General features: G+C 72.1%; 12 protein-coding genes. 4 read left to right on the forward strand and 8 right to left on the reverse strand.

The genetic code is table 11. From position 1 onward, the window contains the following. Window position 1 precedes the first annotated feature (1 nt). Window positions 2-1,225: a hypothetical protein gene (locus tag ACZ6TV_RS41490; protein ID WP_465304556.1), complete on the forward strand. Its 1,224-nt coding sequence runs from the start codon at window positions 2-4 to the stop codon at window positions 1,223-1,225. 340 nt (window positions 1,226-1,565) lie between these two features. After that, window positions 1,566-2,441, forward strand: a complete 876-nt coding sequence (locus ACZ6TV_RS41495; protein ID WP_465304586.1) for a SigB/SigF/SigG family RNA polymerase sigma factor — start codon at window positions 1,566-1,568, stop codon at window positions 2,439-2,441. Window positions 2,442-2,488: 47 nt separating this feature from the next. On the opposite strand, the gene ACZ6TV_RS41500 is transcribed toward ACZ6TV_RS41495, so the two are convergent. The 7 genes from ACZ6TV_RS41500 to ACZ6TV_RS41530 all read right to left on the reverse strand — a co-directional run bounded on the left by ACZ6TV_RS41500 (window position 2,489) and on the right by ACZ6TV_RS41530 (window position 9,113). Further along, complete coding sequence (locus ACZ6TV_RS41500; RefSeq protein WP_465304558.1) at window positions 2,489-3,343, reverse strand: SMP-30/gluconolactonase/LRE family protein; 855 nt, start codon at window positions 3,341-3,343, stop codon at window positions 2,489-2,491. Then, window positions 3,336-4,274: an ABC transporter permease gene (locus ACZ6TV_RS41505; RefSeq protein ID WP_465304560.1), complete on the reverse strand. Its 939-nt coding sequence runs from the start codon at window positions 4,272-4,274 to the stop codon at window positions 3,336-3,338. Before ACZ6TV_RS41505 ends, ACZ6TV_RS41500 begins: the two co-directional genes overlap by 8 nt. Beyond that, on the reverse strand, window positions 4,271-5,212 hold the full coding sequence (locus tag ACZ6TV_RS41510; protein WP_465304562.1) for an ABC transporter permease: 942 nt from the start codon (window positions 5,210-5,212) through the stop codon (window positions 4,271-4,273). The genes ACZ6TV_RS41505 and ACZ6TV_RS41510 overlap by 4 nt, the downstream gene beginning before the upstream one ends. Window positions 5,213-5,238: 26 nt before the next feature. After that, window positions 5,239-6,669, reverse strand: a complete 1,431-nt coding sequence (locus tag ACZ6TV_RS41515) for a sugar ABC transporter ATP-binding protein (RefSeq protein WP_465304564.1) — start codon at window positions 6,667-6,669, stop codon at window positions 5,239-5,241. Beyond that, window positions 6,666-7,082, reverse strand: a complete 417-nt coding sequence (locus ACZ6TV_RS41520) for a type 1 periplasmic-binding domain-containing protein (RefSeq protein WP_465304566.1) — start codon at window positions 7,080-7,082, stop codon at window positions 6,666-6,668. The genes ACZ6TV_RS41515 and ACZ6TV_RS41520 overlap by 4 nt, the downstream gene beginning before the upstream one ends. Before the next feature lie 45 nt (window positions 7,083-7,127). Then, window positions 7,128-7,736, reverse strand: a complete 609-nt coding sequence (locus tag ACZ6TV_RS41525) for a substrate-binding domain-containing protein (protein ID WP_465304568.1) — start codon at window positions 7,734-7,736, stop codon at window positions 7,128-7,130. A gap of 246 nt (window positions 7,737-7,982) precedes the next feature. After that, the gene (locus ACZ6TV_RS41530; protein ID WP_465304570.1) at window positions 7,983-9,113 is read right to left on the reverse strand and encodes an ROK family protein; all 1,131 of its coding nucleotides are present in this window, start codon (window positions 9,111-9,113) and stop codon (window positions 7,983-7,985) included. A 162-nt stretch (window positions 9,114-9,275) separates the two neighbouring features. On the opposite strand from ACZ6TV_RS41530, the gene ACZ6TV_RS41535 reads away from it, so the two are divergent. Together ACZ6TV_RS41535 and ACZ6TV_RS41540 are read left to right on the forward strand one after the other, a co-directional pair. Further along, window positions 9,276-9,647 (forward strand): nuclear transport factor 2 family protein, encoded by a 372-nt coding sequence (locus tag ACZ6TV_RS41535; RefSeq protein ID WP_465304572.1) that lies wholly within the window; start codon window positions 9,276-9,278, stop codon window positions 9,645-9,647. A gap of 88 nt (window positions 9,648-9,735) precedes the next feature. Next, entirely contained in the window at window positions 9,736-9,927 is a 192-nt protein-coding gene (locus ACZ6TV_RS41540) for an SH3 domain-containing protein (RefSeq protein ID WP_360090274.1), read from the forward strand. A 625-nt stretch (window positions 9,928-10,552) separates the two neighbouring features. Here the strand turns inward: ACZ6TV_RS41540 and ACZ6TV_RS41545 are convergent. Beyond that, window positions 10,553-10,879, reverse strand: coding sequence for a hypothetical protein (locus tag ACZ6TV_RS41545; RefSeq protein WP_465304574.1), 327 nt, complete (start codon window positions 10,877-10,879; stop codon window positions 10,553-10,555). Between the last annotated feature and the right edge of the window lie 419 nt (window positions 10,880-11,298).

Raw genomic sequence — 11,298 nt, forward strand, 5'->3', positions numbered from 1 at the left:
CATGCTGGACGGACTCGACGACGTCGACTGGGCGTCGCTGGAGCACGCGTACGGTCCCGCCGCTGACGTGCCCGGGCACCTGCGCGGCCTCCTCGACGGCGCCGCCGACCGCCGCCGCGGCGCCCTGTCGGGGCTGTACGGCGGCATCTGCCACCAGGGGACCCGCTACGAGGCGAGCGCCCTGGCGGTGCCGTTCCTCCTGGAGCTCCTGCGGGACCCGGCGACCCCGGACCGCGCCGCGATCGCCGGGCTCGTCGCCGCGGTCGCCGTCGGGCTGCACGACACCTGGCTGCCCGGTGGCTTCCCGATCGCCGAGTTCCGCGCCGCCGCCGAGGGTGGCGCCGACCTGCTCCGCGCCGCGCCGCCCCCCGCGGACGACGACGAGGACGAGGACGAGGACGAGGACGAGGACGACGAGGATCTCGAGGAGGGCGCGGCGGGGGAGAGCCGCCTCGACTACTGGGAGCGCCTGGACGCCGCCCAGCAGGAGGCGATGGCGGCACACGTCGAGGTCGCCGCCTATGACGCGGTCCGTGCGGGTCAGCCGGTCCTGCGCGGCCTGCTGTCGGACGGGGACGCGGCCGTGCGGGCCGCCGCCGCGTTCACCCTCGGCTGGCTCCCGGAGGACGGGCCCGGCAACGTCGCCGCGCTGACCGCCGCCGCGGCCGACCCGTCCAGGTCCGTCGCCGCGACAGCGCTCGTCTCGCTCGGGCTGCTCGGCACCGCGGTACCGGCGGCGCTGCAGGACACCAAGCCGGAGATCCGCTGGGCGGCGGCGACCGCCCTGGCCCGGGTCCGGGGCGCCGAAGCGGGCGAGGAGGCGGCGGCGGAGCTGCTGCGCTGGGCGGGCGGCGCGACCACCGCCCGGCCCGGGATCGCGTTCCTCGACGGCGACCTCGCCGGCTACGCGGCCCTGTCCCTGCCGTCGCTCGGCGCCGCGTACGCCGCCGCGGCCCTCGACGCCCTCCTCGCCAGGCTCGGGACCGTCACCGGCGTCGAGACCCTCCCGGTCCTCGGCACGGCGCTGCGGGCGGTGTTCCCCGGCGGGGCCCGGCCGGCGGACGCGCCCCTCGACCCGCCGCAGCGCCGCCTCGCCGGGGTCCTGGCCGCCTCGCCGGCCGCGTGGCAGCTCGGCGGGCGCAGGTCCGGCAACGTGACGGGGCTGCTGCGCGCGTACGGCCTGCCCGCGGACCCGGCGGAGCTGCGCCACCTGGCAGGAGGCTGACCTGCGGACACGCCCGTCCAGGGGGTCAACTGTTGTCGTGCGGCAATTTGTTGTACGGTGGGGGAGTCGTCACCTCCGGCGACCCGCCACGTGTTGCCGCAAGCAGCGCGCTCCGGCGGGTCACCGGCCGGGCCCGTCCAGACAGCGGCGGTCCACCCGGTGCGTGACGGTCACTCGGTCTCATCCGCCGGCGCTCAAGACACGGGCGCTGTGAGCGATCTTCTGACCGGTCCTGAGCCTCGTGCGTCCTCTTCAGCAGGATGCCCGCTCGTCGTCCCTTGAAACGACGTCCTACCCGGACGGACCGGTCATGCACCGAAAGGCTGACCCTGCCGTGAGCATCGACCTGCACACCGAAGCCACCCGCACCGGCACCACCGACAGCACCACCGTCCCCGCGCCCGGCGTCGCCGCCCTGACCGCGCCGTCCGCGCCGGCCGCCGGCACGCACCGGACCCGGGAGACGGACGCCCAGGCCAAGGCCCTGCTGTCTCTGCTCGGCGACCTTCCCGCCGGCGCCGACCGGGAGCGTGTCCGGGCCCGCCTCATCGAGCTGTACATCCCCCTGGCCGAATACCTGGCCCGCCGCTTCCGCAACCGCGGCGAGCAGTTCGACGACCTCGTGCAGGTCGCGAACCTCGGCCTTATCAAGTCCGTCGACGGCTACGACCCGACCCGCGGCGCCGCCTTCACCAGCTACGCGATCCCGATGATCGTCGGCGAGCTCAAGCGGCACTTCCGCGACAAGGGCTGGGACGTCCGCGTCCCGCGCCGCCTGCAGGAGCTGCGCCTGGAGATCTCCAAGGTCTCCGGTGACCTCGCCCAGGACCTGGGCCGCTCACCGACCGTCGCCGACCTCGCGCAGAAGCTCGGGGCGAGCGAGGAGGACGTGATCGAGGGCCTCGACTGCGGCCAGGCCTACCGGGCGCTGTCGCTGGACGCGCCGGTCGGCGACGGCGGCGAGGGCGGTGCCACCGGCCTCGGTGACCTGCTCGGCGGCGACGACCCCGACATGGTCAACGTCGAGAACCGGGAGGCGCTGCGCCCGCTCCTGGCGAAGCTCCCCGCCCGCGAGCAGAAGATCATCGCGATGCGCTTCCACGGCAACCTGACCCAGTCGCAGATCGCCGCGGAGCTCGGCATCTCCCAGATGCACGTGTCCCGGCTCCTCGCCGGCGCGCTGCGCACCCTGCGCGCGTCGCTGACCCAGGACTGACCCTTCTTCCGGCAGAGGCGGCGGGCCCGGCGGCCCGCCGCCTTCCGCTATCCGGCGAACCGGTGCGCGGGCAGCCCCCGGGCGCCGGGGTCGAGCAGCAGCAGGTGCCCGGATCTCGGCGCCGCCGCCCCCCGCCCGCGGCGGGCGCTGGTGACGGCCAGGAGGCTCAGGTCCGGGCCGGCGAACGCGCACCGGGTCGGCCGCGGCACCGGCAGCTCCACGACCCGGTCGACGGCGCCGTCGGGGGAATACCGCACGATCCGCCCGCCGTCCCACTTGCAGTTCCACACGAAGCCCTCGGCGTCGACCGTGACACCGTCGGGGAACCACGCCTCGTCCTCGTCGGACGCGAACAACCGGCCCGCGCCGACCGTGCCCGTCGCGGGGTCGAACTCGTACGCGGTGATCCTGCTGCGGGCCGAGTCGACGTGGTACATGGTGCGCCCGTCAGGGCTCCACGCCGGCCCATTCGACACGATGATGCCGCCGAACGCCTTCGTGACCGTCAGGTCCCCGCGCAGGCAGTAGAACGCGCCGCTGGCCGCGGACTCCTCGACGTCCATCGTGCCGAACCAGAACCGGCCCGCCGGGTCCACGGCGCCGTCGTTGCACCGGTTGCCCGGGACGCCGGTCTCCACCTCCGCGACGGTCTCGACCCGCTGCTCCAGCGGGTCGACGAACGCGAGACCGTGCCGCAGCGCCGCGACGAGGCCGCCGCCGGCGCGCAGGCCGACACTGCCCACTGTGGACGGCAGCCGCATCGTCGTCACGCCGCGGGTCGTCCAGTCGAGGGTGAACAGCGCATCCCGGTCGATGTCGACCCAGTGCAGCCGGCCCGTCACCTCGTCCCACAGCGTGCTCTCGCCCAGCTCGCACGGGATGTCGGAGAGTGTCTCAATCATCGGCGCGCTCCCTGCCGTAGGTGAAGAGGATGGCGAGGATCACCAGGCCGTAGATGACGTTGCGACCGTACTCCGGCACCCGCTCCGCCTGCAGCAGGGTCACGATCGCGACGAGCGTGACGGACCCGGCGACGACACCGACGTAGTGGCCGCGTCCGCCGAGGATGGACACGCCGCCGACGACGACCGCCGCGATCGACTCGAACAGGTACGGGTCGCCCAGGCCCAGCGACGGCTGCCCGCCGTAGGCGACGAGCGTGATCCCCGCGAGGGCCGCGAACACGCCGCTGAGCACGTACAACGCGACCGTGACCGGCCGCACCCCGACCCCGGCCAGGAACGCGGCGCGCGGGTTGTTGCCCACCGCGTACACCTTGCGGCCGAACGTCGTCAGGGTCAGCAGCACCGTCACGAACAGTGCCACCCCCGCCCACAGCAGCAGCTCGGTCGGTACCCCCCACAGCCGGCCGACGACGAGCCGGCGCAGTGGTTCGGGGGCGTACGACGCGCACGAGCCGCAGGTGAGCCCCTTCGACAGGCCGAGCGACAGCCCTTGCAGGACACCGTTCATGCCCAGGGTCATGACGACGGCCGGCACGCCGAGCCAGGCGACGCCGAGCCCGTTGCAGAGCCCGACGGCGGCGCCGGTGCCCAGCGCCAGGACGACCGCCAGCGGCAGCCGGCCGGACTGGCCGAGGCTGCTGGTGGTGAGGACGATCGCGGCGCCGTTGAGCACCCACGGCATGGACAGGTCGATGCCGCCGACGAGGACGACGAGCATCTGCCCGGCGCCGACGAAGCCGATGAAGCTCGCCAGGACCAGCATCGTGCGCAGGCTGGTCCACGACCCGAACCCGGGATGGATGACGGCACCGGCGGCGAGGACGGTGGCCGCGGCGGCGAAGGCGTAGAGGACCCGCCGTTGCTTCATGCCCGCCTCCACTTGACGAACGCGCTGAGGCTGCCCAGCAGGACCGCCACGACCAGGAACAGGCCCTGGAACAGCGACTGGTACAGCGGGTCGATCCCGGCGAAGAACAGCACGTCGATGACGAGGGTCAGGGCGAACGCCCCGGCGACCGCGCCGAGTGCCGAGCCGCGCCCGCCGGCGAACGCGATCCCGCCGACGACGACCGCGGCGATCGACGTGAGGATGAACGGGTCCCCGGCGTTGGGGTCGCCGGACGTCGTGGTCGACACGTAGAACACCGCCGCGAGGCCGCTGCACAGGCCCGACAGGCTGTACACGCCGACCTTCACCCACGCGGTCGGCACCCCGACGGCACGGGCGGCCGTCTCGTCGCTGCCGACGGCGTAGACCCGCATGCCGAAACGGGTGCGGCGCAGCACCAGCCACCCGGCGACGGCCGCGCCGAGCCAGATCAGGCCGGTCGGCACGTCGGGGTCGGTGAGCACCGACCGGACCGCCGGGGAGATCTGCCCGCCCGGCACCGGCAGCACCTTCAGCGCGAGTCCACTGTAGACGGACAGGGTGGCGAGGGTGGTGAGGATCGGGGCGATGCGGCCCTTCGCGACGACGAGCCCGTTGACGGCGCCGCACGCGGCCCCGGCGGCGACCGCGGCGAGCATCCAGCCGGCCGTGACGGCCGCGCCGCCGGTCGACCCGGCCGCGACGATCGCGACGCCGAGCCCGACCATGCCGCCGACGGACAGGTCGATGCCGCCGGTCAGCACGACCAGGCTCTGCCCGATCGCGACGAACACCAGCGGCAGCGACGTGTTCAGCAGCGACAGGTAGTCGAACGGCGTCGGCAGATGCCCGAGGTTGGTGGTGTACACGGCGAGGTAGGCGACGGCGGTCGCGGCGAGCACCGCGTAGCCGAGCGTGGCGGCGCGCAGCTCAGACATGTGCACGCTCCCTGTCAGACACGCTGTCAGACATGCTCCCGCTCCTTCATGGCCGCCGCGACGATCAGCTCCGCGTCGCCGACGGGACCTTCCAGCTCGGCCGCGACCCGCCCTTCCCGCATGACGAGGACGCGGTGACACAGGTGCGCGATCTCCTCGGTCTCGCTGCTGTACAGCAGCACCGCCCGGCCCTGCGCGGCGAGCCCGGCGACGAGGACGTAGAAGTCGTGCTTGGTCGCGGCGTCCACGCCCCGCGTCACGTCGAACAGCAGCAGCACCTCGGCGCCGCTGAGCAGCCAGCGGCCCATCAGCACCTTCTGCTGGTTGCCGCCGGACAACGTACCGACGGGATGCCGGCTCGACGCCGCGCGCACCGCGAGCCGGTCCATGATGTCGCGCACCGCCGTGTCCTCGGCGGCGCGGCGCACGAACCCGGCGACGGACCGCCGCTCCAGGGTCGCCAGGGCGAGGTTGTCCCGCACCGACATCGGCAGCAGCAGCCCCTCGGCCTTGCGGTCCTCCGGCACGTACGCGATGCCGATCCCGGCCCGGATCGCGTCCTTCGGCCTGCGGATCGTGTGCGGCTTCTCGTTGACGATCACGTGCTGCCTGCCGGTGAAGAGCTTCAGGAACAGCTCGCGCTGGCCCTGGCCGGCGAGGCCGCCGATGCCGAGGATCTCGCCCCGGCGCAGGGCCAGGTCGACCTCGCCGACGCGCGCCCGCAGCGCGACGGTGTCCTGCGGCGGGGTCAGCGGCGGATACGTGGCCTCCAGGGTGCGGCCGCTCATCAGCGTCACCGCCTCCGCCTCGCCGAGCCGCTCCCGGGTCGTGACGTGGGTGCCGTTGCGGAACACCGTGACCCGGTCGGCGAGCGACTCGATCTCGCGCCACCGGTGCGAGGTGAACACCACGCAGCAGCCCTCCTCGCGCAGCCGCCGCATGTGCGCCGCCAGCCACGCCACCTGCTGCTCCTGCAGCGCCGCCGTCGGCTCGTCGAGGATCAGCACCTCCGGCCGGGTCGCCAGGACCCGCACCAGCTCGACGACCTGGCGGTGCGCCACCGACAGGGTCCTGGTGACGGCCGCGGGGTCGATGTCGTCGATGCCGTGCGCCACGAGGATCGATTTCGCCGTCGGTACCAGCTGACGACGCGAGACGAGTCCGAACCTTCCGCGGGGCGGGTCCCGCAGGAGCAGGTTCTCCGCGACCGTGAGGTCCGGCAGCAGCGACAGCTCCTGGAACGCCGTCGCCAGCCGGCCCGTGACCCGGACTGTGCCCTTGTCCGGTCGCACCAGGCTGCAGAGCACCTTGATCATCGTGCTCTTGCCGGCGCCGTTCTCGCCGGCCAGGGCGTGGATCTCGGCTTTCCGTGCGGCGAACGCCGCCTCGCGGAGCGCCCGCACCCCGCCGAAGGAGCGGTCGACTCCTTCGGCGAGGACGGCAGACGTGTCCGTCATCCGAGCTTCACCGCGAGGGTCTTGCCCGGGCAGGGCGTGCCGTCGGTGGCCGCCTCCTGGCACAGGACCACGGTCGCGTTCGGCCCGGAGTCGGTGAAGTCGGCGAAGAAGCTGTCCGGCAGGTCCGGGAACACGGTCTCGCCGACCTTCACCGTCTCCGACGTGACCATCGGGAACGGGATCGTCACGCTGGTCTTCGGGTGCTCGCCCTTGATGACGGCCCGGGCCAGCTCCAGGGAGATCACCGACAGGAACGGCGGCTGCCCGATCGACATGCCGTTCACCTTCGGCGTCGACACCCCGGCCAGGTACTTGCGGAAGCCGTTCTCCGCCTCGCCGCCGACGACGGGGACGGGCTTGTTCGCCTCGATGAACGCCTTGATCACGCCGTCGGTGCCGCCGGACACCCACACGCCGTCGACCTTCGGCAGGCTCGGCAGCTGCGCCGACGTCTGCCGCTACGCGGTCGCCGAGTCCCACATGCCGCTGTACGTGGCGACGACCTTGATGCCCGGGTTGGCGTCGAACACCTTCTTCGCGCCGGCGTTGCGGTCGTTGTCGGCGCCGGTGCCGGCCACGCCGGTGACCATGACGACGTTGCCCTGGCCCTTGAGCTGGTCGACGACGAACTGGGCGAGCTGCTCACCGAACTTCACCTGGTCGGTGTTGACCGTCAGGCCGCACTTGTTGTCGACGGTGTTGTCGAACGACACGACGACGATGTTGCGGTCGCAGGCCTGCTGGACGACGCCGTTGAGGCCGCTGGTCGACGCGGCGTTGATGACGATCCCGTCGACGCCCTGCGCGATGAGGTTCGAGATCTGGCGGGTCTGGGTGGCGACGTCGTTGCCGGCATTGAACACGCTGCAGTCGACCTGGTCCTTGTACGGCGGCATCGCGCAGGCCGCCTTGAACACGTTCTCCATCTCCACGCGCCAGCCGTTGCCGATGAACGAGTTCGACAACGCGATCTTGATCTTTCCCGTGGCGGCCTTGGGGCTCTGTTCGGCGGTGCTGCACGCGGCTGCGGCCGGGAACAGCAGGGTCAGGGCCAGGAGGGCCCTCATGGAACGCGGTAGAATCATGGTTGCTCCACCTTCGGCGATCGGCCGTTTCCCGGCCGGTTGTCTGGTGCTGCGATCGGCCGTGGACGGCAATCCGTGGCCGGTTTCTTGCTGCATTGGCGTGCGGCAGGGCGGCCAGAGCTTTCGCGCTCTGGCCGTTTCCTTTGATGCTTCGGTTTCCGGCAGGGTGTTGTGGTGCGCCGGCCGGCCGACGGGTTGGGAAGGCCGGCCGGCGAGCTTTGTTCCGGCCTAGCGGACCGGCAGCGGAAATCTGGTGGCGTCGCGGAGCACGGCGGCGGCCGCTCCCACGACGACGACCTCGTCGATCCCGATCTCACCGGCGACGACGTCGGGGACGGCCTCCCCGGCGTGGATCGCGCGGCGCATCATCGACTGGCGCAGCGGCTCGATGAGGATGTCACCGGCCGGCGCGAGACTGCCCCCGAGCACGATCAGCTCGGGGTCGAGCAGGTTGTACATGTTGGCCATGGCGACCCCGATGTGCCGGCCCGCGTCGGCGAGGACGCGGCGGCACCCGGCGTCACCCTCGTGCGCGAGGGCGATCACCTCGCCGATCGACGGCCGCCGCCCGTGGCTCTGCCACAGCTGGTCGGTGATCGCGTCCGGGTTGGCCAGGGTGTTCAGGCAACCCCGGCCGCCGCACGCGCACACCAGGCCGTCCTCGTTGATGGTCGTGTGGCCGATCTCGCCGGCCGTGCCGTTGGCCCCGACATACAGGCGCCCGTCCATGACGAACCCCGCGCCGATGCCGGTGGCGGTGTAGATGTAGGCGTAGTCGCGCAGCCCCCGCGCCGCGCCCCAGGTCATCTCGGCGAGCGCGGCGAGGTTGGCGTCGTTGCCGGCGTGCACCGGCAGCCCGAGCACGTGCTCGCCGAGCAGCCGCGGGTCGAGACCCACCCACGGTTTGAGCGTGCACGCGCGCCCGGTCAGCCCGGTCCGCCGCTGGATCGGCCCCGGCATGGCGATGCCGACCCCGATCACCTCGTCGCGCCGGAACCCGGTCTGCTCCAGCAGCCCGTCGATCAGCCGGTCGACCAGCAGCAGGGTGTCCTGCGGCGAGGACCGCTCGTCGACCTGGACCGCGTCGCGCCGCAGCAGCACCTGCGCCACGTCACAGACGGCGATCCGCACGATCCCGTTGCCGATCTCGACGCCGACGGCGACGCCGAGCCCGCCCTTGAGCCCGATCAGGGTCGGCGGCCGCCCGGCCCTGCTCTTGTTGCCGCTCTCGGCGACCTCGACGGCCGCGCCGGCCTCGATGAGCTCCCCGACGACGCTGGCGACCGTCGACCGCGACAACCCGATCTCCGCCAGGGCGGCCCGGCTCATCGCACCGTGCTGCCGCAGCGCGTGGATCACACGGCTGCGGTTCGCACTGCGTTGCGCTGATCCCGAGTCGAGCGGCGACATGCCCTTGAGTATTCGCATTCACCAAGGTCCAGTCAATAGAAACTGCGGTAGAGCGCTTCCCCGCGATTTCTTCTGCCTGTTTCAGGCAAAATAAGTCCGCTCGGAGGAATCATGGAAATGCACCCCGCAACGACCGCCATGCATCACTGGATCCATGGCGCCGCCACCGGCGACTGGTCCCGTCTCATCGGCATGCTCGACCCCGCCGTGACCTTCCACGTCCCGGTCGAGGGTTTCGCCGGGGTACGCCACGGCGCCGCCGACGCCGTCCGCTTCTTCGACTGGCTGACGGCCAACCTCCGCGCGGACCTGGTCGTCCACTCGACCCTGACGGGGGAGCGGGGCGTCGCCTTCGAGCTCCAGGTGACCGGCACGATGCGCGGGACGCCGTTCACCCAGCGCCTCTGCCTGGCCCTCGAGTGCCGCGACGACCGGGTCACCGCCTTCCGCGAGTACCTGGCCTGGCCCGGCGGTCTGCACTGAACCCCTCACTCACACGGGTGCCCCGGCCCCCAGGTCCGCACCGGCCCGCCGTCCCGGCCGTTAGCCTCGGACGAAGGGGGTGGGCGAAATGGGTAAATCGCCGGAATTGAAGTGGGTTCTGCGACCGGACCGGAACGGCGTGCACCACGCCGAACTGGCCCCGCACGACGGCAAGGAGATCTACGCCTTCGGCGACACCGACGCCAACGGCCGCGTCGAGATCACCCTGATGGACGGCACACGCGTCCGCGCCCGGCGGGGCGAACTGATCCCCTGCTGAGACCGGCGGACCCGCCACCGCGGCGCAGGGCTTCCACGGCCCCTCCCGCCGCCCGCAGCGGACCTCCGCCACCACGCTCCGGCGCCCGACCCTCAACCGGGCGCCGGAGCTGCGCTGTATCTCCGCCCCACCGCTGCGCGGCGGGTCCCGCTGGGGGATTCTCACCCCAGACCCCCAATGCGCCGCGAGCGGCGCACAGCCGCGCGTGCCGCGCTGGCTGGGATCGCGCGTGCGCGCGGCATCCGGTGGCCGGCCTCTGCGCCGCCACCGTCCCTGCGACGCCCCGGGGCAGTCGTCTACTCCGCGCCCGGATCGCGCCGATGCTCGGCACCACAGATGTGATGGTTTGACTGGGTCCTCCGCGCGACTCGCGGTACGACCGGATGCCGGAATCGCTGGCCGTGGAGACTGCAATGTTCGGCGTGTAGCGAGGTGACCCTGTTCGCCTTCGACGGGATTTCCGTGAAGCGGAATACCAATCCGCTTCGCAGAAACCAGCGGAACGGGAACACGTTGAGGCTCCGACACGCCTGGCAACCCGTCGAGCGATCTGCCTGCCGGAACCAGCCGGCTCGCGGTCGACGATCGGCCGCGGCGTGTGATGGCCGGTCGACCGGACGTCAGTTCAGGACGCCGGCAGGTCGACGCGCCGTCCTGTGCCGAACCCCGGCGCTTGGTCGTCGGTGACCATGGCGAATGTGCCGTCCGGCACTCCGTCGAGAGCCGCGACGCGGGACGCGGCCGCCAGTAGTGCTGCCTCGTCCGCTCCGGTGATGAAGAAGATGTAGACGTCGCCGTGTTCCTCGCCGTCGTCGTAGACCTCGACCGTCCCTTCGTCCTCCAGCTCGACCAGGAGATCCTCGACCTGATCGATCCATGGGAACGGATAGGCGTCGGGCGCGGAACTCCTCGCTCGCACCAGCGGAACGTGGATCTCGACAATGGCTGTCATGACGGCATGATCCACCAGGAAGCGGCACGATGGCGGCCGGCCAGGTGCCACGGCAGCGATCGATGCGTATGACCCGCGGCCACGTATCGACGCGGTTGCTTGATGTCGGGGGTGGGTTGCGGGCCGTTCAGGGGTCGTGACGCCGGTCGTTGCGTGCGCGTCCGTCAGGTGCACCAGGCGGTTCGTGCAACGACGACCGGCGGCCGTCGGGCGTCAGCGGAGGGCGGGGGAGTCCATGGATCTGCATCGCCGGCGCAGGTGGGTGTGGATTTGGGTGGCGGTCCGTGCGGCGCTGCAACGCCATGCCGGTGACCGCCACACGTACGGCTAAGGCGTGTTTGGTAAGGCGGGTCAGAGCCATTCGTTGATTGCGGCGATGGTGACGGTGGCCTGGTAGCGCACCGCCAACTTGTCGTAGC

This window comes from Dactylosporangium sp. NPDC051087 (assembly GCF_055586325.1).

Excerpts from the sequence above, each read along its gene's own strand:
- ACZ6TV_RS41490 (WP_465304556.1), top strand. The coding sequence starts at position 2 with ATGCTGGACGGACTCGACGACGTCGACTGGGCGTCGCTGGAGCACGCG.
- ACZ6TV_RS41510 (WP_465304562.1), bottom strand. The coding sequence starts at position 5,212 with ATGTCTGAGCTGCGCGCCGCCACGCTCGGCTACGCGGTGCTCGCCGCG.
- ACZ6TV_RS41535 (WP_465304572.1), top strand. The coding sequence starts at position 9,276 with ATGGAAATGCACCCCGCAACGACCGCCATGCATCACTGGATCCATGGC.
- ACZ6TV_RS41545 (WP_465304574.1), bottom strand. The coding sequence starts at position 10,879 with ATGACAGCCATTGTCGAGATCCACGTTCCGCTGGTGCGAGCGAGGAGT.
- ACZ6TV_RS41525 (WP_465304568.1), bottom strand. The coding sequence starts at position 7,736 with ATGAGGGCCCTCCTGGCCCTGACCCTGCTGTTCCCGGCCGCAGCCGCG.
- ACZ6TV_RS41500 (WP_465304558.1), bottom strand. The coding sequence starts at position 3,343 with ATGATTGAGACACTCTCCGACATCCCGTGCGAGCTGGGCGAGAGCACG.
- ACZ6TV_RS41515 (WP_465304564.1), bottom strand. The coding sequence starts at position 6,669 with ATGACGGACACGTCTGCCGTCCTCGCCGAAGGAGTCGACCGCTCCTTC.
- ACZ6TV_RS41540 (WP_360090274.1), top strand. The coding sequence starts at position 9,736 with ATGGGTAAATCGCCGGAATTGAAGTGGGTTCTGCGACCGGACCGGAAC.
- ACZ6TV_RS41505 (WP_465304560.1), bottom strand. The coding sequence starts at position 4,274 with ATGAAGCAACGGCGGGTCCTCTACGCCTTCGCCGCCGCGGCCACCGTC.